The organism is Halopenitus persicus, assembly GCF_900107205.1.
GTDB lineage: Archaea > Halobacteriota > Halobacteria > Halobacteriales > Haloferacaceae > Halopenitus > Halopenitus persicus.
This window is the reverse complement of record NZ_FNPC01000016.1, coordinates 1-23230: the sequence shown is the minus strand read 5'-3', so window position 1 is coordinate 23230 and position 23230 is coordinate 1. Positions and strand designations below refer to the sequence as shown.

Below are 23230 nucleotides of genomic sequence, written 5' to 3'. Positions count from 1 at the left end.
TGGTGAGCTCAAGTTTCGAAGTTGAGTGTGGAGGTTGTTGGTCGGCACGTTGTGCTTGAGCGGGTCGCCGTGAGTGCTGATGTTGTCGTTTGGACATAGGTCGTTCCGAGGCACGGTGTACTGACCCCGGTACCCCTCCTGGGGGTGACAAAATCTCTAGACGTCTCGCGTCCGGACCGCTATGAACGGTCGCAAAGCGATACACCGGCACACGACGAGCTGGAGAAGTCACAAGGGCGGAGCCCAGATCCTCAACGAATCACGTATAGACGGCTCTAGTCCTCTTTCAGAACCGAGCGTCCGCCCAAGAGGACGAACACGATTCCGATGCCGATCGCAATGAACGAGCTGTTCGATTCCTCCTTTCGGAGGAACGCGTTGCCGGGTGAGATCGGGGTTGTATACGCGGTGACTGTAGTGTTCGTCTCGTAGTTCTCGATCACGTCCCTCGCAGCTGACTCGGTGTCGTACGATTGTCTCACGGACGATGGGTGGATGTTGGTTGAAGTATACCGTTCTCCCTGGTAGACGTATTCGAATCGAACCGTCGGATAATATTCGACTCCCGCGCTCGAACTCGTCCCATCGGCTTCGACGTCCGTATTGAGGATGGTCGCATTCACTTCAACAGCTGAATCAATCGCCTGCTGCTGGTTGACGTAGTCGAAGCCGCCGTAGCCGATGGCGGCGAGGCCAACGAGGAGGAACAGCACTCCTTTTCGAACGGAATCGAGATCAAAGTTGTTGATCGGGAGACGCGAATCAGCGGACACACCCGGAACGGTACCGGTGCCAATGCAAGTGTATGTCGGAAGCTACGAACGACGTGATAGCCTCCGATAGGTTCTATTTATGTGCCATAGTGGACTCTGTATGGGTCGAACGCCCTTCGGGGAGTTTAAACAATGTCGATAGAATTGAAATTAATAGGTTAGGTATGAAGAAACATCCGCAACCGCAACTCGGAACGAACGGTGACGTCATCGGACAGCGCGTACTCGCGTACCTGATCGACTCCGTCCTTATCGGGCTGCTCTGGGTCGTCGTTATGATCGTCGGCTCGGCCCTCGGAGATGCAGGATTCTTGGTACTGACGCTCGCTGGGACCGTTATAACTCTCGTGTACGTCTTCCTGCTCGAGGGGCTCTATGGCTACACTCCCGGAAAGTACCTACTCGGGATCGTCGTCGTCAAATCCGATGGCTCCGACTGTACGATCGGCGCATCGATTATCCGGAACCTCCTCTGGGTCGTCGACGCCCTTCCGACTGCGAATATCGTCGCGATGGTGTTGATATTGGTCACCGACGAGAACCAACGTGTCGGCGATATGGTCGCGGATACGATCGTGGTTAAGCGACGCTAGTCGGCTTAGACTGAACGTCGTTTGACTTGTCGCGATTACTGGAGAAGATGTTGAATTACCACACCTACCAAGAGTAATTGCGTGCTGAGTCTACCGACGTATATGAGTAGGTCAGCAGAAGAAGCGATTCAGGAGGTGGTTGATCGAGAGACGTAAGCGTGGGACGAGCAGGATGTTGAGACGCTCCTCGAACTCTTCCATCAGGATATGGTATGGGCGTGGCCACCGACCGCCTCCTAATCGCCTAGTACAGGAGAACGTTCGCTTAATCAGTCATCATATTCATTCAAGATATATGTCATCTATCAAGAACTTATTTTTATCTTGGGTATGTCTATTTATGAATGCTTGATTATCAAGAACTGTTTGAGAAGATTCCTGATGGGATTACACTCCACGACGCCGAAGATGCCTCAGTCATCGACGCCAACGAGCAATTCTGCGAGATGCTCGACTACACCCGGAGCGAACTCCTTGAATTAGGCTTCGAGGACTTCATCCTCAATGAGCCGCCCTATACGATCGAGCGTGCCGAGGAGTACATCCAAAAAGCAGCCACCGACGGTCCCCAGACTTTCGAGTGGCGTGACGAAACGAAAGCCGGCGATCCCATCCCGGTCGAAGTTCACCTCAGACAGACGAATCTCGACGATCGGCAATGTATTCTCGCAGTGGTGAGGAACATCACCGATCGCAAGGAACGCGAGCGTGAACTCAAGCGCAAGAACGAACGTCTCGAAGAGTTCGCCAGTGTCGTCAGCCATGACCTCCGAAACCCGCTGAACGTCGCACAGGGACGGCTCGATCTCGTTCGTGAGGAGTGTGACAGCGATCACCTCGCTGCTATCACCAGAGCACACGAACGGATGGAAACACTGATCGAGGATCTGCTGACGCTTGCCCGCGAAGGCGACACGACGCTAAAACTCGAGGAGGTGACGCTTGCAGACGTCATCGCCCGCTGCTGGCAAAACGTCGAGACAGCTGAAGCGACGTTACACATCGACACCACGCACACGATCCAAGCTGACCACGCCCGCCTCCAGCAATTACTCGAGAACCTCATCCGGAATGCAATCGAACACGGAGGCGCGGATGTAACGGTCAGAGTCAGCGATCTGGTCGACGGGTTCTTTTTTGAGGACAACGGGCCGGGTATCCCCGAAGAAACGCGCGAGCGGATATTCGAAGCGGGATACTCCACACTCAACGAGGGAACGGGGTACGGACTCCAAATCGCCAACGAAATCGCCGTCGTCTATGGATGGAATATCACCGTCAGTGACGCCGATGACGGAGGAGCACGTTTTGAGATTACTGGTGTGACCCTGAACGAGTGATCGATATAGGTGAACCAGACATCGTGGATTTATTGGTTGTCAAAAAGACAACCCAATCAGATGTCCGTCCAAAAAGCCCTCCTCGTTGAGCTATTTGCAATCCTACTCGTACTTTATGGAGGATTTACGATATTAGACACAGATATGATGGGTGAGACGTGGGCCTTCTACATAGGATTCTACCTCGGTCTCTTCGGCCTCATCTACGGGCTCATCGGTGTCAAGATAGTAGAGGGATTCCGAAACGATACGTAAGCACCTATATCGAAAGGACGTCATCAACAATCTCTGGCACAAGAGTGGAGAGAAAGAAAATTGCTAGGACGTTTTCGATGTTTGCTCAGCTTATTTGCCGTTGACCGTTCGGTTCTCTGGAGGCAGGTCGATCCTGATGATCTCGTCTGAGGGGATGGTCGTGGTGGTTCCGTCGCCGTCTTCGACTTCGAAGGTGAAGGTGCCATTCCCGCCGCGTTCGATCGAGCTCTCGTTGAGCGCTATCTGGGTGGCTTGATCAGCGGTGAGCCTCGTGGCGTTTTCTTCACTGTTCGTGTCCTGGCTGTGTCCTGTGCCATTGAGGTCGTAGTCGCTGGCGTTGATCGTGATGGCGTTGGAGGCGTTGAGTTTCACCGGTTCATCGATGTAGCTGACCTGCCGCTCCGAGAGGTTGATGTCGGCGATGACCCGTGTCTCGTCCGGTTCCTCAAGCGGAGCAATGTTGGCGTGGATCACGTCCTCGTCCAACCCAGAGACCCAGACCTCAAAGTGGACGGCGGCACCGTCATCGAAGTAGTTCCGAACTGTATCGTTCGCCCATACTGTCTCAATGGCCTGGTCGATCTCATCATCGCTCACTTCTCCGGGGTTGATGACGTCGACGGTGTAGCTGGCTGGCAATGCATCATTCGACGCTGTGTCGGCTGTAGGAGTGTCCATTGCGGCGACGACACTGCCTGTACCGAGAGCGAGCAGTGCGACGGCCGCAAGGACGGCAAGTTGCGTGCGCATAGTTCGTCAATTCACCTTATAGCGTGGAGACACCACCGATGCCTCCAAACTCTGGAGGATGGGTGGTGTTCTCCACGTAGGCCATTATGTGAAAGACCTGAAAGTGATTGATTGGAAACGCATTACGGAACCGGTTTGGAACCCGTTTCAGCCGGTAGTTCTCCAATATTCCGTGAGGGCGACAACGTTACCCATCCCTTTGCGTTTCCGCTCGACTAAGTCCTTGCTTTCGAGGGTATCCAAGGTTCGGCTGACCGTGGCCTTGGACAACTCGGTTCCCTTGACGATATCCCGTTGTGGAAGTTCACCACCGGCTTCAAGCACAACGGTGTAGACTGTTTCCTCATTGTTGTGTAACCGGTCTACTGTCTCCTCCCACCGTTCTTCAGGATCCGTTGTGTCGTGCTGGACAGTGCCGCTGCCCTGTCCGTCACTGACCGCTTGCCGTATCGGTGGGGTTTCACCGTCGGTTGCAACGGTATGCGGTACCGCCGACTCATTTGTCGGGACTACGGTGGTATGGTCATAGAGTAGGAGGTAGGTGCCGCTGGCACCGAGGAAGGAGGCCGCGACCGTAATGAGGGCGACGTCGGTGTAGGTGAAGTACTGCCCAAGTTGGGTGGTTTGTGCGCCGTTGTCACCGATAGAGACCATAACCGGTGAAGGGGTGATCAGTTGGACGGCAAGTACGAGGACTGCGGCGACGAATATGGCTGCCGCGATAAGTCGTTTACCGTGGAGGGCTGACAGGTCCATATGAGCCGGATAGTGAGTACTCCGTCTAATGCGTATCGCTCTTTCGCTGTAAAACCGGGGTGAAACACCTGTGAAACCCGTTTCCAAGCATTTCCCAATCAGTTTCACGCAGCACTGATGTGTTGTTTCAGCCAAGTACTGAACACGAATGACATCCGATCTGCGATCCCGTCTCATTCTGTTGGTGGTCCTTGCTGTCCTCGGTGTCGGACTCGCCGTCATTGGCACCACTGTCGGTGCGACCACGACCCTCACCGACTCCGGGCCGGGTGCAGCGTTCGTCGTGTCTGAGGACAATGTCACCTTCGAACACGGCGATCAGCAGGCCACCGTCCTCGACAATATGAGCCGAGTCGACAGCATCGAAATCGAACAACAGAACAGCGGCACTTACCAGGTGAATACGGAGGCTGAGGACCCACTGACAGACAGCGACCGCAGCCGAGCCAAAGCAATCGCCCGAAACAACGCAACCGTACAGAAGGCACTCCAGAACCTAGATCAATACGAACTGACCGTTGATCCGATCCACAAACTGACCGTAGATTCTGCCCGAACTACCACCTTCACCGGCCTCAATAACACCTCGATGGACAGTGAGACACCTGAAGGAGAAGAAACGTTCACCCTCACGGTCGAAGAGACTGACGAGACAGGTACAGTCACCATTGACCGCGATCCCGAATACGTCGAAGACGAGGTCGTTGTCAGGATCCACGACCCCGCCGCCGACGAGATGTATTACTCCATTACAGTCGATCTAGAGAACGAGACTGTCACCGACATAACGGACTGGCGTTCAGATTAATGCCACAACAGGCGAACAGGTATGGGAGGTGGTTGGTGACGGGGGGCCTTCGCTGTGGACGGCCTAGCCGATGGAACGCAACAGCAGTCACTTGACTAGTTTGGGGAACGAATTGAAGCGTCACCCGCTGTGGCTGGTGAAACCGTGTTCGTCACGACGAGTGATGAGACGATCAATGCAGATTAGTCATCAATAGATATTCCGCAAGAGCGAAGTTCTTTTTTCAGTTTCGTCGGCGGAATACCAGCCCGTTTGGCTGCCTGATCAAGGGTAAGGGTTCCGCTACGGTACAATGTCAGTGACTCTCTCAACGATGTGAATGACATCGATCTTCAGAAGAATAGACTTTACACGATGTCTTAAATTTTTCTAGTTGATTATGCCAATATATCGGGTATATTCTGCAATAGAATAATACAATCATACCCCTATACGGAGTATTTCTCAAATAATATCTCATCTCGATTCGAGCCCCTGATTGGAGACTCAACCACTAATTCCGTTCTTGACTTTGCTTACAAGCTATTCCGAATCGGAGGACGGTCGATACGGGGTCTAAACGACGTATGAATCGTTCAGTGCAGGGGAACGATAGGTCGGGTGGTGTCAAAGACATATAAGTCGATCCAAATCCGGTCTGCATCACCATCGATATTGTGAGGTGCACACCAGCCGTGACAGTAACTCAAACCCGCGTTTGTGCGTCCTGAAGACGTTTATCAACGGCGTCGATAGTAGTATCATAACCGATGACGGTGACACGTCGCCGCCTCCTCGAGACTCTCGGTACGACCGGCGCGATGCTCGTATCGACCGGATGTCTCGATAGCAGTGCTGGGGCCACAAACGACGGCAGATCGGCCACAGAAACTCGGACAGCAACACCGGCCCCCGACCGTGACCGTCGCGTTCCGATGGGGCAGACAGTGACGGTCGGGGATAGGCGTATGACGGTGGAAAATCCACGCATCAGGAAAGCGGTGGTTACTACCGGAATGGCCCACACGCGCGTCGTGACTCACGCGGGACAATTCGTCGTCGTGGACGTGCTGATCAACGGAGCCCAACCCGACGTGCGGGCGGGCAACCTCGATCTCTGGTCGTCAGTAGACGAGCACATCCTCTCCGACAGCGATCCGCTGTCGTCACTCGTCGGAGAATCAGCAGCGTATGCGTTCACTTTCCCCGCACGGCGACACGATAGGGCGGCAATCGTCCACAGAACCGACGGGGCAGAGTCGGGAGCAGACGTCTACTGGAACCTTCCCGCTCCCCATCGAGAGCGCCTCACTTTCGAACCAAAATTCACCGTTTCGAGCTTCCGTGTTCCGAAGCACAACGGGCAACGTGCCCTGGAGCTGACCGTGGCCAACGAGGGTAAGCGCGATGGGACGTTCAGAGCACGGGTGTCGCTGAAAGGATTCAGTGGTGGGAGTATCGTGGAATTTCCCGTTCCCGCTGGGGAGTCACGGACGTATACCGGCAGCCCCGGTGATATCCTTCTCTACCTGGAGAATCAGGGCGGGGGAACGCTCACGGTTCAGTATCCCGCCGACGGGGGTCTGACGAGCGTTGAACGGACTGTCCAGCTTTCCCGGACGGCGACCGGATCAAACACCTGAACATTCAGTCCGCGTTCTTCAGCTGCCAGCTCTTTCCGACAAAATAGATCCGATGATAGGACCTCAACGGAGCCTTGCGTCTCTATACAGTAACGTCGTCGACGAAGTTCGCCATCGAGCACCACCGGGAATCCGATCTCGATCCGCTAACCCACACGGATCCACGTCATCTACTTAGTCATCTCGTCACACTCGCTCCCGATTTCCCGCTTCAGCCGTTCGACGTCGTCGGTGAGCGTCGCAATCCGTTCGTCCTTTTGCGCGATCGTTTCCTCGAGATCGGAGATCCGTTGGTTCAACAGCCGGGTCTTCTCCGCGAAGTAGGCACGTTCACGATGCAGGTCCGAGTCTGCCTCAGCATCGGATACCGCGGTATCCGACGTCTCCACAGCCGACGTTGTCGACGCGGTACGCTCTGAGGCAGAGGACTTCGAGTCGGAGTCCGGTTCGTAAAACTCGCCTGTGGTCGCGATCGCTCGTTCGATTGTTTTCTCTCCGTATGTGGCACCGTCTGCATAGTGTACCTCGTCCCATTTCTCTCGGATGAGCCCTGATCGGCGGAATAGCTCGTCCATCCACGTTGGATCGCCGCCAGTCCAGAACGCGAGGAGACAACACAGCGCCATATCCGATTCGGAGTGACTCTCGTACCCACCCGTATTGCCTCGCCACAGGCGTTCGAATTTGTCACCGTTCGATGCCCCACGAGCTTTCTCGAGCAGTTCCTCGTCACTGAGAGCACGTTCAGCTCCTCCGATGGTTCCAGACGCCTCTGGATCCGACTTTCTTGAAGTCGCTCCTGATCCAGTCTGGTTGGTGGCGTAACCCTTCGATGTGGCTTCAGGCGGATCGACGTACTCGCGATGGATCGCCACGAGGGCGTCCTGCCGGCGTGCAATGCGCGCCGGCGTGTCATCGACGTGGTTCCTAGTCACGGTGAAGAAACGTGCCGTGTCGTACAGCTCGATGTCCCCACGTCGATTTCTACCATCGGGAAGGTCACCTTTGAGGAGGACGTGATACCCAGTTCCCGATGGCGATAGCTCCGTGTACGAATCGAGGCGTTCGATGATGTCCTGTGCATCCTCATCTATCGCACCGGTGTCGGGATCCCGGCAATCGTCCAGGTCGACGCCGACGATCGGGTCCGAGTCAGTAAAGACGAATCCGATCCCGTCTGCGCGCCCCGCATTTAACCAGTCGAGTGCCATCTCGATATTTCCCCAAGTTTGGGGATCAGTCGTGGAGGCGAACGATCCATCTCGAGGGGAGACTGGAACTTTCGTTGCCTTCCCGTCTCGAGTCTTCCGTTGCCAGCACACCCACTGGTCACGGTCACGAATCACCGATGGAACGTCATCCATATCAAGAGTTATTTCAGTATTCATATGTATTTATACCGTGGCTCGCACCCTTTGCGAGCGCGACAAACTCGGCATCATATGCCGCCCGATCCATCCACCGTTTCCCAATGGGTCCCACCCAGGCAATAGTAGTTGGTTCCTGCATAGAACATTCAAGCTATACTGCCATTTATGGCCAGTAACAGCCATCATCCAAGCATTTTGGGTGTCATCACCCGATCCATCCATCACGATACCCAATGCGTCCCGAACTAGTCCCTCCAGAGGGCCCTCATTCAGGGACGTTCCGCCGCACCAAGATCGAAATATCGTTCTCATTTATCTAATTATGTATATTTTGATTAGTAGTCTTCCGTCGTCACCGGTAGAACACGTATACCAGTGTAATGACGAACGAGATCGCCTTCAACCCGCAACCGTGTTGATTCGAAGTCAATGTGCTCCTTGAGCTTTCGAGTGAACCAACTCTTGTTGAGCGGGTCATCGACCCCGTGCATCTCTGCCCAGTGGAGGTACCGTTCGAAGGCACGATCTTTAGGGATCTGCTCATCGGGATCGACCTTAACATACTCCTGGATGAAAGACTCAAACGACGGGGGTTTGTCTTCGCTCACCGACCTCTCATCAATATTTTCCGGGCTCTCTTCTTGGGTATCAGACGTCGAAGTGAAAGGGTCAGAAAATTCCATGGAGGCAGACAAAGCTGGACGTAGGTGATCGTCTAAGATCGTAGAGAGCGGCTGCAGTGAGCCATCCTTGTAGACAACTGCGTCATCCTCGTCACGGAGGATGATGATACGATATGTATCCGAGTCAATGTCGACATTGACCAACTCCTCTTGGGGAATGAACGGCCGCTTGATTCGTAGCCAGTCTGCTTCGAATTCCGACTTCGTCTCATAGGTGTGACGTTGGCCGAATTCATCCACGATATACTCGTTTGCCAGTTGGTCATAGCTGTAGATTGCCGGAACTCGATCCTTTGTGAGGTCAGTAACCGACGATACTCGTACGTACTCAGTCCCGTCTGTATCAACCAAAACGAGGTGATCACCATCACGCTGCCATCGGGTTTGTGAGCTACCGTTCTCGGTTCGAGGGCGAACAGCTGTCACTCCACCATCTTCGGTCGCTCCTCCGTTGAACGTGACTGCGGAGTCGGTTGTATAGTATTGGATCGTTCCGTCCCGGAGTTTTCGGAACGGGGGTGAAAGGATTCCCTCCACTCGTTTTGCCCAGTCCGTTTCGGAATCTCCGGGAAGAACCACGAACAACGGTATTTCACCGGCTTTCTGGGCTTTCTGTAGATTTGTCAATACCTTTGCTGGGTTATCCGGAGTCGTCGTTTCTGCTTCAATAGCGAAGGTATGGTCGATATCCGGATGGGTTGCTCGTGCATCAGGCATCTCACTCCCATCTTGAGGCAGGATATTGACCGTACAATCGATGGTCGACAGGGTAGCTTCAATCTGAAGAAGGGCATCATCGTGTGCTTGACTACCGGCCGATTGGACGTCGCCGGTGTTTGGTAGAGCGGTCTCCTCACCAGCATCAGTCAACCGAATACGCAAGCTATCAGATTCAGCGTCGATCGTTACCTCGAGCAGCCTCGAACGATGACGAACGTTTGAGAGCTCAGAATACGACGGCGGATCGGAATCAGCCTCATTATACAAGCGCCGGATTTCAGTATCGACGTTCTCAACGGCGATCCAGCCATTTTCCTCGCGGGCTTGATTCTGCAGCTGGAGATTTCTCACGACCTCGGCGATCGCTACGTCCAGCTCCGGACTATCCACACGAAGGACATCATTCAATGCCGTTGGGACGGTCGTATCAGCTGAAATGTCTTGGTCAACGACGCCGAATTCCTCTTCGGTTCGAGTGTGAATCGTATCGAGAACGGTCGTGAACGTTTCTTTTTCTTGGTGTGTGAGTGGACAGTCACTCTCCGGATGCCCAGGCGGGATGGGCAATGGCTGTACACTGAACGGATAAGGTCCAGTTTGACCGAAAGTGGGACTCGGTAGACTCGCAATCCATTCGCCACGAGGCAAAGACCGAATCCGATTGGTGAATTCCTCCGGGTCCATCTCCTCGTGAGCCATCGCCCGTGCGAGCTCCCGATCAACGTTGATCTTGCTGACAAGCGTGCTCCCGATATTGTTCAGTGCATTGAGGTAGAGCTTTCTGCCACCCTCTGCCTCGATCTGCTCCGGAAACTGCATCGATAGCCCAACGGATAGTCCAAATCCGCGTCCTTTCTCTAGAAGATCATTCATTATGTCTGACACGACAATGGACGACGCCTCGTCGACGAGAAGATTGACTACGTGGGGATTCTCGGAAGGGGTTGTGAGCTGACCAGCGTCTTTGAGTGAATCATTGAGGTTAGTCAGTATAACCCCGGTGAGAATGCGTGCAGCTTCATCTCGAAGGTCTCCTAGGTCGAACAAAATGACCTTCTGTTCCTCCAGAAAGTCGCTGAAGTCAAATTGCTTCTCAAGGTTGTTGAATATCTCTCTGAGGTTCTTATCCTGTGAGATATATGCAAGCCTGTTACTGATTCCACCCATTACCGCTGCAAACGTACTTGGATCGAGCTGGAGTTGTCGTCTGAGCGTTCGTGCAACTTCCGGATCACTTGATTGGGGAAGCTCATCGATATCAGGATTTGGGGGACCGGCTTCAAGCAATTGATCGACGAGATGTTCAAGCTGTTCGTGGGCAAAATAGTCTACAGATTCTCGATACCGACCGTTCTCACGACCGTGAGTCTCATCGAAGAGGATCTTGATGAGTGCCTTAATCACCGTTGGAGCTACAGTAGCTCGTTCGTACCGATCCGTCCCCATCACCAGTTTGAGGATCTCTTCGTAATGGTCGGCTTTTCGCTGAACGGCGTGTTCGCGAGGTCGCCCATTCGCGACTGCAGACTCAACATCGAAAAACGAGAACCCGGGAAGCACATCGGGGACTGGAAAGTGCAGAACGTTCTCCTCGAGATCGTCCATCCCGAATCGGCTGGCGTGAGTTGCCATATAGTTTTGAGTCATCCCATCTCCTTTCGGATCAATGAGAATTATCGGACCAGACGTATTCTCATAGAGGGAGAGGATATCATTGATGAGTGCTTTCGACTTCCCGGACCCAGTTGTTCCAAAGCGTCCATAGTGCGTTGGAAGAACATCGGGGGGGATAGCAGTCGGGACCTTTTCCGGGTCACCACTTTCATCAAGAGCGTACCCGATCGACATCCCATCACGCAATTCCCCCATCAAGTCGTGGTGCGGTCGTGGGAGTGGGTTACGGCTCCGCTGTTCCGCTCGCGTCCCCCGAGTCCCCTCCACACTAAGGTCATCCGCGGATGGCACAACAACGAAATTGGCCAATTCATCCGCACTAAGGACGAGGTCAGAACGCGTCTTTCCTGTGTCAGACGGTATCGACCGGTTCAACAGATTGTGAAGCCCGTCTCGAGTTCGTTTGTCACGGGATGAAACGACCGAACCAGTCTCGCAAAATCGCCTTCCGGATAGTTGATAGAACTGTCCATCAAGTGGATCAAATACTGATCTAAGTGATTCGAGAAGTGATTCAACCGATTTAGTGGGTTTGGCCTGCGGAGGAACGGCGACAGCTCGCAAGGCAGTAGTATAGGTTCGTCGAGGATTTTTCTGGGTGATCTGATCGATACGCTCCTCAGCGTCTTTTGATAACTGTCGTTGGCCATCCGTAGACTGAGTTTCTAACTCAAAAAGAGAACCAATAATGTCCTGTACGAGCGTGTCTCGTCCCTGAGTTAACTTTTCTTTGCGTAGTTCTCCATCAGCATACCAACTTTCACGAGGCTGAAAGACAGCCTGAAAAGCGATGGGGACATCAGACCTCGCAAGAAGATCGATCAGCGTCGACAAGGGAGAATTCATTCCGTCCGTTTGTGACTGTGTCTTACTTTCTGTGTATGGGACAAGCTGTGTCATCCAATCATTTTTCCGGATTCCTTTCCCCATCCATCGAATTCCAAGTGAGTGAACACGATCGAACGCAGGTCGAGCGAGGATTGAGTTCCGAGGTGTACACGTCGGAATATCGATTTCTTTTATCGATGAGGTCTTATCAAGAACGTGAGGAGAAGCTACAGACACGGTAGTATCGTCGACTGTGATTGTGGTATTTACTGATCTAGAGATGCCAGCCGAAGAAGGGATGGGAGATGAAGAGCTCTGAAGGGATTCAACAAGGGTGAATTCGTCATCGTGCTTGTCGTACCCTATGAGAACGTCGCCACGTCGTACTGCATCAAGAAACTCAGAAGGTGTGAACTCTTGCGGATGAATCAGAATTCGAGCAGGGTCTATAGCGGTTCGCTCGACATCAAACGTCGGCGGAAATATCGACCGGAGACGCGTTTCGAGCGTATCCAAGTGTTCAGTTGCTCCATAGTAGAATCTCACGGGGTCATCGGGGCCTCCACAGATCGCTAAAAATTCAAAACGAAGATTTGGCGCACTAGAAAGAGGATTTAATCTCGTTATGAAGCTCCGATCATCACGAGGCGGGCTGAGTTTATGCAAACTCGAAAGAACTGATGGAATATCTGCCTCCGTAGTCCCCTCGAAAGTTGGTGTGACTTGGATGTACTCACGATACATTACTCGTCCCCTCCAGACGGAGGCATACTAGCGCGGTTGCTCGCTTCCACACCTGAGTGGGAATCGGAGCTACGGTCCGCAGTTGTCGGAAGCGATGCGCGTGTGTGTTGACTCGGATCGAAATCAATCACCTGCTTCTCAGCCGGCATAGCCTCTACACGAATGCCCCTCCATTGCCCATCGACACCGACGAGCGCCTCGGAGAATCCTGTTTCTTCGTTACCAGGCACTGCGTCCTGCACATAGCGCATTTGAGCGTGGTTTAACCCAAACTCATCCGCCCACTGTTCATCCATTCCATCCGTTCGATGAAACTGCTTAACGGAACACTGATCGAGTATCGCTTCGGACTCCGGATGTTCAAAGAACTCATCGATCGTTTGTGTGACGAGCCGTATCGAAAGATCGTGGTGTCGATGGTGACGAAAGGCGGTTTCGAGAAATGAGAGATTTGTCGCGTCCTGCATTATGTATCGAGCCTCATCGATGACGAACACAACCTCTTTGTCCGTCTCTTTGGCCCGTTCATACACCAACGAGATGAGCAACTGCATTGTCAGTGAAGTACTGCTGTCGACGCTACCTTCCTGTTGAGCAAGATCGAGATAGATGACGTCCTCATCACGAATACTGAACTCCGAGGTCTTTCCGAGATTGCTGAAACGACCACCCTCATCAAAGGGGCGTAGTTGATCTAACAGCCAGGTTGCATCCGATTGAAGCTTCGCAGACTCCTCATCAGTTCGAACGATATGCTTCTCTGGAGCGTCGACCAGCTCCTCAAAGACGTCCATAATGTCTCGTATGGTTGGGCTTGGATTGCTGTGTGTGCTGATATCCTCAGTAATTCCGTTTCGCTTGTATGCCTCTCTCAAACCCAACTCAAGGGTTGTTCTCCGGTCATCGAGCGGAATCCCACGCAAGGCGAAGAAATTCGTTAGAAAACTCATCGCGTCATCGAGTTTTTCATTGAACGGACTGGAATCTTCACCCATCGCTTGCTGAACGTGGTCCGGTGTTTGTCGGAGCTCCAATGGATTCAGGCCGAGGGTACCACCGACTGTAATTCGCTTTGCATCAAGTGCTTCAGAGATTCCAGCCCAATTCGTTAGGGGTTCCAAAATGATCCCGACCCGATCTCGTTGTTCGATAGAACGAATGAAGTTCTGCTTCGAGCCAAATGACTTTCCAGACCCAGTGTCCCCTACTGTGAACATCGCATATCCGTTATCCCTTGAGAAAGGATCAATAACGACAGGACTCTGGTTATCCTTATGCAGTCCGAACTCCACACCTCCCTCCTCGAGAATCGTTGCGTTATGGGGTGACGCCAAAAAGGCCCCGACAGCACCTCCGAGAACGATCGATTCCCGTCCGAAAACGTTGTCACCGATTGGAGCACAGGACTGAAGAGCTGAATCCTGTCTACAGATCGCTGTTTTGGGAGTCAGATTTGCTGGCTCATCTCGAAGGGCACTTTTGACTTTCTGGATATCCTTCTCGAGAGCGTCTTTACTATCAGCACGTACCGTGATGAAAAGGGACTGATCAAAAACCCGAGATCCATTCTCAACGGCTGTATACGTGGCAGCAGCCTCGTTTGCACGCTCTTGAAGATAGGTGCTACGGACACTCTGTTCAAGTTCCGCATCAACTTGGAGATCATCAGAGATGTCTTTGAGTTCGGCTCGAGCCTGGTCCTGGTTTTTCGGGGAAAATCTGGCTGTTAAATCGAAAGCAACATCGGTACGGTTGTACAGTTCACTGAGATAGCCATCACTTGGGTAGTCTGGATAATTTGCTATGTATAGTGTAGAAGTCCATTGATCCCCGACACGTGCTGACCGGGTTGTCCATTCAATTGCCTCCGGAGCAACAGCGGCTTTGTGAGTTTCTGATATCTTATCGAGAATTTGGCCTTCAGCCGCCCCTTCTTCAAGTGTATCCTCCTCAAGTACGTCTGAAAAGTCGAGTGTTTCCGGTTCCGTGTTTTTGTCGCTCCACAGGTCGTGAGCCACGATCCCGATAGCGAATACCAGCAGAATATAGAGCATAATGCTGGTATTAGACGTCAGCTCTCCGAGCCAGGAGGAAAGTGATGAGAGGATATTCTCCCACACTCGAGAGTTAAATTGCATTATTCCTCCACCCCCTCCCGCTGTGATCTCCCGACAACTGGATTCTCTCGAAGCGCATTAGAGGCCGTTTCAAGTGAATGTTCGCGACCGTTCCAGAAGTCCATCGACAACGCAAATAATTCAACCGTACTAAGACGACGAGAGGACCATCCCGAAGCTTGCTGCACAAATTCGCTCTGGACTGTTGAAATTCGATCATCGAGTTTTTCAAACATCTGAATTCGGCGTTGAACCGTCGAAAAGTCCTCACGTCGAGTGACGAGTGGATTGAAAAGAAACCCAATAATTGGAATCTGCGTGAGCTTTTCGACCGGTGTTTTTTCGTCAGTAAACTGACCGTATATCTCCAATGGCGTGACTTCAACACCCAAGTAAAACTGTATCTGTTGGGTTCCCCGTTCACGCATTTCTCGCGGTCTCGTTTCCCGATATTCTTCGAGAAGATTCTCAAATATCGGATTCTCTTTGACGTCTTCGTCAGTAAGCCGCTCTTCGATCGTCTGTGTAACTCGTTCAACGGGGAATGCCCGCGTCGTTGCGTGGAATTTGAGTTTAGACTTCAACTCATTGTTCGCATATTGTGTGCCTGCAGCCTGTAGTTGAGCCCAGTCATCAGCCATTGCAAAATCCATATTCCCAGGAGTAACCTCGAGATAGGCTTCCATAGCACCGTCCTCCCGCTCAATAGCACCAGCTCCAGGCCAGGCTCGATGAATGTGAGTGAGATCCTGGGTACGTTCGTCTGGTTCGAAGGGAGAGTAATTCCTGAGCCCTCCTTCGTTTTGCTCGGTTTCATTCGTCCCCTGCTGTGGATTTGATGGGGCGGAAAAGGTTCGCTGAGGTCGTTTGACGTAGTGAGAAATATCCGAGATCCAGCGCCAAGCATTGAGATGTTCGGGGGTTAGGTAGACAAGAGAAACACCGACTGCTGCACCTCCGATGACGAGCGGTAGTGCAAGGGACTCCATTCCTGTTAAACTTGCTACAAACAAGGCGAAAATGGGAATCCCGGCAATCACTCCAACATCCCCCTCTTCGACGTTGAAATAGGGAATTCGATTTTCTTCACCAAACTGATCCATAATTCGTCTCTCCGCTTTATTATCATTAGTTGACATTTTTGAGGGTGTTAGTCTTCGTTTTGAGTACGCCGATACGAGGGTGTGCCTCCAGTATTTCCACTGCCTGAGCGCTTGCTAGCGACTTTCTCAATGATCATCTGCTGGGCAGCTTTTTTCGTTCCAGTCTTCGCAACGTTTGATGCGAGCCCTGTACCACCAACATAACCACCAGCAGCTGTCCCCGCCACCATCGCTGCTCCTTTTGCGGTACGACCGAGGACTTTCGTTGTTGTGGGACTAGCGTATATGAACGTCTTCCACGTAGCATACAATGCGAGAAGCGGGAGTGAAACTGCCACAATATATTGAAGAAAAGCTGTACTGGGCTCGAGGGAGAGTTCCACATAGAGTAGGTCGTATCCCTTGAAAATAACCGAGGCGGGGAGCGGAAGAATAGCAAGAGGAACGAAGCGTTTGGTGAAGCCGATCGCGATATCCGAGAGAATGGGAATGTTTCCATACCCGATTGCGAATAAGAGAGGCATTCCGTAGATGTAGACATACAGGAGGATGTCCCGAATGTAATAGATCGCCAGGAGTGACCACATCGAGAGACTGCCAAGCGAGACGAAGAACATCGAAAGAGTTGGATTAATGATCGAATCCTGTAAAAATCCGATCATCACACGTCCCAGCGTGTCGAGACTGGGCAGTAGCGCGATCGTGAAACCATCCACGAGATAAAGAAGAAGTACACTAATCCAGTACCAAGAGATGATGAGAAAAGCCCCTAACCAAGCCGATTTTCGTGTCTTTCGGCTTTCATAGGCACTTCCGATATTGAAGATACGACTCAGATGACGTCCCTGGACACAAATGACGAGAAGGGTTAATGACAGAAACATCACCTCGCCACCGACGAGAGCAGTATGAAGTTCACTCCACGGACTATTTGTCGGCGTACCGAACACGAATGAACCGTCAGTTTGGGGTAATGGAGTTCCAAATATCTGGTCAGTGATCGTCTCATATCCGGAGGTGATCCCATCCAGAAAGAGACCGATCAGCCAATCTATGATGCTTTTGAATCCCTCCAAAACGACGTCAATTAGATCAACCATATCAACCCTCCATCACGAGAAGTAGGGGAGAATATCGGGATAGTAGTCTGCAAGGACGAGACCCAGAGAGACAGTCCACTAACTACCGAGATCATATCAAAATCCCCCAGAATGTTGGTTGTGGAATTGCTTCTCCGTAGTCTGTATTGGAAAGCAAGAGCCCTACGGAGTACATTTCGTGTGTTTATCTGAAGCTTGTAGTGACACATATCTGATTACGAATATCGGTCAAAGCCGAAGGTTCTCGTTATCTGAATACCGGCATAATACACGACTGCATAGGGGAGAATTCGCCAGACTGCTTCAACGATGACTGAAAGGATTCCGTTTAGCGTCTCTAACGGATGCCATCGGACAGACGTAGTATCTGAAGTGTAAGCAGGATCGTGTGACAACCAAGTTCCAGGCTGATAGCTTATTGTGTATATACCCGGTGAATCAACCGTTACTAGTGCTTTTCCTGACGAATTAGTTCGTACACGTTTCCCGCCAACGTTGATATATCCATCTCGAGAGTCGCCACGCAGTGCAGAATAACGCGTTTCATCAGCTAGCCCAATAGGGTCTCCAGTGGTCTCATCACGAAGTCCTATTTCGATCGTCGCACTACTACTGTTTCTCTCAACGATTTCGGCAGTAAGGTTGCTCCGCCGTAACTCTCTTTCAGACTCCGAGCCGCCAGTCCCGATCGTGGCATATTCTCCGCGTACAAGACCTGTTACGCGAAGTTCTTCTCGAACGAGTGAGTCGGTTCGGAGTGCGATACTCCGTGTTTCAGAGTAGGGCCGTTCCACTACCTCGACGTTGATATTCTCATCAAGACTACCCAAGGGCGATTCTCTTGCTCTTCCCCAAGTATCTACGATCGAGGTGCTGGTGGTAACAGGGTCTACACGTGGTCCGATCGACGACGGGTATGCGTGTACGTAAACCGGGATCGCGTCGGATTCTACGGTCTCACTACCGCTTTCGGTTGAACGAACCAATTGGTCCCAGTCCGTATCACGAGCAGTAAAAAATCGCCAGACTCCACGAACTTCTGGACCTGAGTCTGAGAGAACAATACCACGCCACGGGCGTGGTTGAGAGATGACAAGGCCAGCGTCACCATCAGGATAGGAGACGTAATGGGGGTATGCATTGAAGTCATAGATACTCACATCAACGGATTGCGAGACGCTTACTGTCTCCCGTCGGTTGGAATAATGGTAACTAGGAGTCCGACCACTACGGTCGATGGCCAATCGACGAAGGTGGGTTCGAATGTCAGCTTCCAGAGTGAGTGTTGCACTCCATTCGTCGCTAAAATCGTACGAAATAATCGGTTTGTGAGTCCCGTCTATTTCTGTGACCGTTTCACCATCTTTCAGTAATCGGATGGCTTCGATACGGCTTCCAACGAGAGACCAACGGATCGTTGTATCTCCCCACGTTCGTGTTTCCGGGACCTCAACACGGTAGTCAACGAGCCCACGAATTGTACCACTCGGAGCGACAAACAGCGGGTGCTCGTTAGGTTCCAAGTGACCTCGTGTTGAAGGATGAATAGCGAAAAGCGACGTATGAGCGTCCTTAATATATGTACCATTTTTAGTTGCTGCACCAGCCGGATGGACCGAAACATCTGACTCACCAGATTGGAGATCGTTGAAATCATTTTCGGACCACGTTGCTGCTGTCTCTGGTGGTTTTGAATACGACAGATCCGTTCCTCTCGCAACTTCACTAAGTGGAGAGTTCGTTGAATCCTGGTTTTGAGATGAAGATCCGTCGACATCGCGAGACCACAGAGTGGCTGTCTCATTCTTTGTGAGACCATTGCATTCCTCATCGATAGTAGATGGAACAGCAGTTACGACAGTCGTAACTAATCCAGTGAGGAGTACCGCAACAAATACCGTACTAATTCCTCTATGTCTCATAAATTGAAACTAGAAGGGATTACCACGGAACCAGATTCACACAATCAGCGAGAGGTAACCCCATAACGGAACCAGCAACAGTATACAGAGGACCCAATGCCAACAGAACGATCGCAGATTTCAACGCGGAGCGTTTGTGGCGTTTGAATCCCTTCTTTTGTTCTGGGTTCAACGTAAACATCTCAAGCAGGGAATCTGCCTGCCAGACGAGGGCGAGGCCGACGATCCCGAGACCAGTTGATAGCTGGATGAATCCTTCAATCATACTCGGGAGACGATCCGCGTTACATACGACACTCTCTTGTGCTGCAACCGGACCAACCGCAAAGATACTCAACAGAACGAATGAATACGCAGCTATTCGTGTCAGCCGATGGCTTTGGGAGACGGAGCTCTGTGACGATTCATCTGTCGGATCTAAATTGATTGTATCTTCTTCCATACAGGATTCGACGCACTTCGTCTGAACTTCGAGGTAACACCACGATTTGCCGAGTTCAGCACCGATCACACGCACATTATTCACCCACCGTATGATTTGGTTAATCACGTTACTATATGAAACAAAAAGAGGGTTGATAATATAATTACCGGTATTGTTTCTAGTAAAATATATTGTATTTTACTAGGAGCGATCTTCATAACAAATGATATCGTCAGAACGAGTAAGGGAGATTAACGTTGCTTTCTCCGTGATACGTACCAAAGAGAACCTATGGATACTCTCGAACTCGTGTGTTCTTCGTGTGGACGGAGGTACACCAACCAGTGGCGGTGTGAGTGTGGCGGCGTTCTCGACTTTATTCACCAGCCACTTCCGGCGTCCGACCAGCCAGATCCCAGTCAGTTCGATACGCGAGACGGACTCTGGGCGTTCGATATGTTCCTCCCGATCGAGAAAGGCCCGTCTCTAGGTGAAGGGATGACGCCACTCGTGTCGGCAGCAACGTGGGATGCCGAGTACAAACTCGAATACATCTCTCCGACTGGCAGCTTCAAGGATCGGGGGGCAACCACGACGATCAGCTACGCAATCCAGTGTGGCGCAGATCGAGTCGTCGAAGATTCGTCGGGGAACGCTGGGGCGGCCATCGCGACATACGCGGCTCGCGCTGGACTCGACGCGGATATCTACGTCCCAGCGTCGGTGAAGGACGCGAAACTCCGAGCAATCGAACGGACCGGTGCGACGCCCGTTCGAATTGAAGGTGGACGCCAAGCCGTAACGGATGCATGCATCGAGGCTGTCGAAGCAGGGGGCGGCTGGTACGCGAGTCACTCGTGGAATCCAGCGTTCTTTGCCGGGACGGCGACGTTCGCGTACGAAGTCGTACTCCAACGAGACTGGAAGGTCCCCGACGCGATCGTGATGCCACTTGGCCACGGAACGCTGTTCCTGGGCGTGTACCGTGGATTCAAGGCGTTGTCCGAAGCAGGATGGATCGATACAGTGCCACGTCTGCTCGGCGCGCAAGCCGCAGGATATGCCCCGATTGCGAGCGAACGCAACGCAGTCCCCGAGAGCAAGAACGATATCGCAGATGGCATCCAGATACGGGACCCGACGCGAAAACGGCAACTCCTGAATGCGATTGCTGAGACCGATGGCGATGCGATTGCGATCACGGAAGACGAGGTGCAAACAGAGCTAGACCAGCTCCACTCAGACGGGTTCTACGTGGAACCGACCTCAGCGATCGCGCCTGCGGCACTTGCGGCGTATCGAGAACGCGGAACGCTCGGGCCAGATGCAGACGTAGTGATGCCACTCACGGGACACGGATTGAAGATGTAACCAGACGGTATGCTCATCGGTACGCACCCTTCAATGACGGATATTTTATTCTATTTATATATGGAAATGGGATTTCAATAGAGCAAAAAGATCATATCCCGCTAATTCGTCTCCGATTCATCCGAAGGAGGACGTTCAGACAGCTCATCGAAGCGGTGCTGCATACGCCTCGACCGGTCCGAGGTTTCTTCGGGTCTGTATGCGACATCAATCGCTGTTCCATCGGCGATCCTGACCGATAAAACGGCATCAACGTGTGTGCCAGCTTCAGGGAGACGTGACTTCGAAACGAGTATCTGGTCTGTAACGTTCCCATCGTCTTCAAGCAGCAAAACCGCCAAGTCGTCCTCAAACCGATCGATTACCGCAGTGTACGTTCCGTCTTCCGTCATTCGTATTCCTCCTCGAGGACGACATCACCAACGTCGTTCAACACGGTCACTGTATCCCCACCGTTATTCCACACTGCTCTCTCACGACCCCAGTAGAGCTGTTCGTCGGAATCAGTCCCGCGGCCAGTATAGAGCGTCACGCGTCCATTCGCCTCAAGGGAGTATCCGTTCGGGAATGTATAGGTATTACCCGCGTCGTCAGTGACTGTCCAGCCACCCAATTCGAGAGCTTGATCGCCCGTATTCTCGAACACAATGTACTCATCATTCAGATTTTCGTGGTCATTCCCCTCTGCATCAGCGTGTATCTCGGCGATCGAGAGGTGACTCTCCTGATCAGCATTTGGGGATGTCGTCGACATCGGCGTTCGAGTTTCTGGAGTCGATGACCCTCCATCAGGAAGCGCTGAAGCAGTGCCAGTCGCGGAAATGATTGTTCGAGGCTCCAACTCGTCGCCGGCGCCGGGAGCGATCGGTTCACCATCCCGAAGGTCACTCGCAACTATCGGCCCGGCTTGCTGTGTCGAAACGGTGATCGCCGACCCGTTACTCACCATCCGAATGTTGCCGTGAGTTGCGGTCCAGTAGGTGCGGATGGAGCGATCTTCGAGACGCTGAAGAACTTCCTCGTGTGGATGACCGTACTGAGAGTCGTAGGCACTCGAGATAACAGCGATCCGTGGTGAGGTTGTATCGAGGAATTCCGCACTAGAACTGGACTGACTGCCGTGATGACCGGGGCTCAATACGGTCGTGTTTAACGACGATCCGTATTCATCAATCAGATATCTCTCGCTTGCAGATTCTCCATCACCAGGAAGTAAGAAACTCGACCGTCCAAAATTCAATTTGAGGACGATACTATTCTCGTTTCGATCACCGTTTGCGATGTATCCCTCCGGTGGTGCAAGAACCTGTACCTCGACGTTATCGATGGAAATCTGATCGCCGGCTCTGGTTTCATACAGCGTGACGTCGTGTTCCTCAATAGCATCGAGATACCGGTCATACGTCTGTGAACTCGACGTGATCCCCGGATCGTAGACTGCACCGATTCCGTCTGCTTGTGTCTCATAGTGAGTAATGATCGCTTCGTGACCACCAATATGGTCTGCGTCAGGGTGAGTTGTTACAAGATGGTCAATTCGATCGACGTTGTGTCGTTCGAGATACGCGATGACATCCTCGCCATCATCCGACCAGTCACCAGAATCAATGAGAATGGTCTCATCAGTTGGACCAACGATCAGCGTACTTGAACCCTGCCCGACGTTGATAAAGTGTACAGACAGTGTTCCATTCGGACTCGATGACGGGGTTCCCTCAGTTCCGTTCGATCCGTCAGATGACGATTGCGGTGAGAGGGACTCTGTAGTAGCACTTTCACCATCAGTCGCAGAATCCGTAGGAATCGGTGTCCCATCGCTAACCGTCCCTCCACAGCCAGCAAAAGCAACGAGAAGAACGATCGCAACGATACCGAGAAATCGACGATCCATACTACGAGACCTGACGCAGTACAGCCAAAAAGATGTATCGGCGTGTTAATTATTGGTCCACAAGACGGCGGCGGTGTTTAGTTAAGCGTGAAAAGCGAGGCGGGTGAATTTCTTGCTGGTCTATGGCAGAAATTGCCCGCCTCACCGGTCATAGAGAGTGGATTGATTTGGATTTTGTGGAGCGAGAGCGGACACCCGAGTCCGCGATGGCGTTGGGTATTCAATCGCACGTTGCGGGACTCTCGCTGTCGAATACCGTCGATTTACTCGATTCACTGGGTGTCCAACGCAGTCGAAAAGCCGTCCACGATTGGGTTCAAAAAGCCGATCTACAGCCAGAATCCGGTAAATCACCGAATCAGATTGCGCTCGACGAAACAGTGATT

17 protein-coding genes and 1 pseudogene are annotated in these 23230 nt (G+C 52.2%); 7 read left to right on the top strand and 11 right to left on the bottom strand.

Annotated features, from left to right (window positions below):
* Positions 1-275: 275 nt before the first annotated feature.
* Positions 276-773 (bottom strand): DUF3592 domain-containing protein, encoded by a 498-nt coding sequence (locus BLV25_RS15870; RefSeq protein ID WP_092735282.1) that lies wholly within the window; start codon positions 771-773, stop codon positions 276-278.
* A 164-nt stretch (positions 774-937) separates the two neighbouring features.
* On the opposite strand from BLV25_RS15870, the gene BLV25_RS15865 reads away from it, so the two are divergent.
* The 3 genes from BLV25_RS15865 to BLV25_RS15855 all read left to right on the top strand — a co-directional run bounded on the left by BLV25_RS15865 (position 938) and on the right by BLV25_RS15855 (position 2961).
* A complete protein-coding gene (locus BLV25_RS15865; protein WP_092735279.1) occupies positions 938-1366 on the top strand; it encodes an RDD family protein in 429 nt (142 codons plus the stop codon).
* A gap of 344 nt (positions 1367-1710) precedes the next feature.
* Positions 1711-2706, top strand: coding sequence for a PAS domain-containing sensor histidine kinase (locus tag BLV25_RS15860; RefSeq protein WP_092735277.1), 996 nt, complete (start codon positions 1711-1713; stop codon positions 2704-2706).
* 60 nt (positions 2707-2766) lie between these two features.
* Positions 2767-2961, top strand: a complete 195-nt coding sequence (locus BLV25_RS15855; protein WP_092735273.1) for a hypothetical protein — start codon at positions 2767-2769, stop codon at positions 2959-2961.
* Positions 2962-3051: 90 nt separating this feature from the next.
* On the opposite strand, the gene BLV25_RS15850 is transcribed toward BLV25_RS15855, so the two are convergent.
* Positions 3052-3711 carry a hypothetical protein gene (locus BLV25_RS15850; protein WP_092735270.1) on the bottom strand — a complete coding sequence of 220 codons (660 nt, stop codon included), beginning with the start codon at positions 3709-3711 and terminating at the stop codon, positions 3052-3054.
* Positions 3712-3858: 147 nt separating this feature from the next.
* Positions 3859-4467, bottom strand: a complete 609-nt coding sequence (locus BLV25_RS15845; RefSeq protein WP_092735266.1) for a helix-turn-helix transcriptional regulator — start codon at positions 4465-4467, stop codon at positions 3859-3861.
* A gap of 148 nt (positions 4468-4615) precedes the next feature.
* On the opposite strand from BLV25_RS15845, the gene BLV25_RS15840 reads away from it, so the two are divergent.
* Positions 4616-5275 carry a hypothetical protein gene (locus BLV25_RS15840; protein ID WP_218128658.1) on the top strand — a complete coding sequence of 220 codons (660 nt, stop codon included), beginning with the start codon at positions 4616-4618 and terminating at the stop codon, positions 5273-5275.
* 749 nt (positions 5276-6024) lie between these two features.
* Positions 6025-6897, top strand: a complete 873-nt coding sequence (locus tag BLV25_RS15835; protein WP_143114503.1) for a hypothetical protein — start codon at positions 6025-6027, stop codon at positions 6895-6897.
* A gap of 170 nt (positions 6898-7067) precedes the next feature.
* On the opposite strand, the gene BLV25_RS15830 is transcribed toward BLV25_RS15835, so the two are convergent.
* The 6 genes from BLV25_RS15830 to BLV25_RS15800 all read right to left on the bottom strand — a co-directional run bounded on the left by BLV25_RS15830 (position 7068) and on the right by BLV25_RS15800 (position 19600).
* Positions 7068-8285, bottom strand: coding sequence for a phage NrS-1 polymerase family protein (locus BLV25_RS15830; protein ID WP_092735260.1), 1218 nt, complete (start codon positions 8283-8285; stop codon positions 7068-7070).
* A gap of 317 nt (positions 8286-8602) precedes the next feature.
* On the bottom strand, positions 8603-11518 hold the full coding sequence (locus tag BLV25_RS15825; protein WP_256335770.1) for a helicase HerA domain-containing protein: 2916 nt from the start codon (positions 11516-11518) through the stop codon (positions 8603-8605).
* 1397 nt (positions 11519-12915) lie between these two features.
* The gene (locus BLV25_RS15820) at positions 12916-14970 is read right to left on the bottom strand and encodes a VirB4 family type IV secretion system protein (RefSeq protein WP_256335773.1); all 2055 of its coding nucleotides are present in this window, start codon (positions 14968-14970) and stop codon (positions 12916-12918) included.
* Between the two features lie 83 nt (positions 14971-15053).
* Complete coding sequence (locus BLV25_RS15815) at positions 15054-16172, bottom strand: hypothetical protein (protein ID WP_092735253.1); 1119 nt, start codon at positions 16170-16172, stop codon at positions 15054-15056.
* Positions 16173-16183: 11 nt separating this feature from the next.
* A complete protein-coding gene (locus BLV25_RS15810; protein ID WP_092735250.1) occupies positions 16184-17236 on the bottom strand; it encodes a hypothetical protein in 1053 nt (350 codons plus the stop codon).
* A 1941-nt stretch (positions 17237-19177) separates the two neighbouring features.
* Complete coding sequence (locus BLV25_RS15800) at positions 19178-19600, bottom strand: hypothetical protein (RefSeq protein WP_092735313.1); 423 nt, start codon at positions 19598-19600, stop codon at positions 19178-19180.
* A 273-nt stretch (positions 19601-19873) separates the two neighbouring features.
* On the opposite strand from BLV25_RS15800, the gene BLV25_RS15795 reads away from it, so the two are divergent.
* Entirely contained in the window at positions 19874-20953 is a 1080-nt protein-coding gene (locus BLV25_RS15795) for a pyridoxal-phosphate dependent enzyme (protein ID WP_092735244.1), read from the top strand.
* A 101-nt stretch (positions 20954-21054) separates the two neighbouring features.
* On the opposite strand, the gene BLV25_RS15790 is transcribed toward BLV25_RS15795, so the two are convergent.
* Together BLV25_RS15790 and BLV25_RS15785 are read right to left on the bottom strand one after the other, a co-directional pair.
* Positions 21055-21345, bottom strand: a complete 291-nt coding sequence (locus BLV25_RS15790) for a DUF3006 domain-containing protein (RefSeq protein ID WP_092735241.1) — start codon at positions 21343-21345, stop codon at positions 21055-21057.
* Positions 21342-22844 carry a lamin tail domain-containing protein gene (locus BLV25_RS15785; RefSeq protein ID WP_092735238.1) on the bottom strand — a complete coding sequence of 501 codons (1503 nt, stop codon included), beginning with the start codon at positions 22842-22844 and terminating at the stop codon, positions 21342-21344. Before BLV25_RS15785 ends, BLV25_RS15790 begins: the two co-directional genes overlap by 4 nt.
* A 122-nt stretch (positions 22845-22966) precedes the next feature.
* On the opposite strand from BLV25_RS15785, the pseudogene BLV25_RS15780 reads away from it, so the two are divergent.
* Positions 22967-23230, top strand: a pseudogene (locus BLV25_RS15780) (IS6 family transposase); the annotation flags it as partial.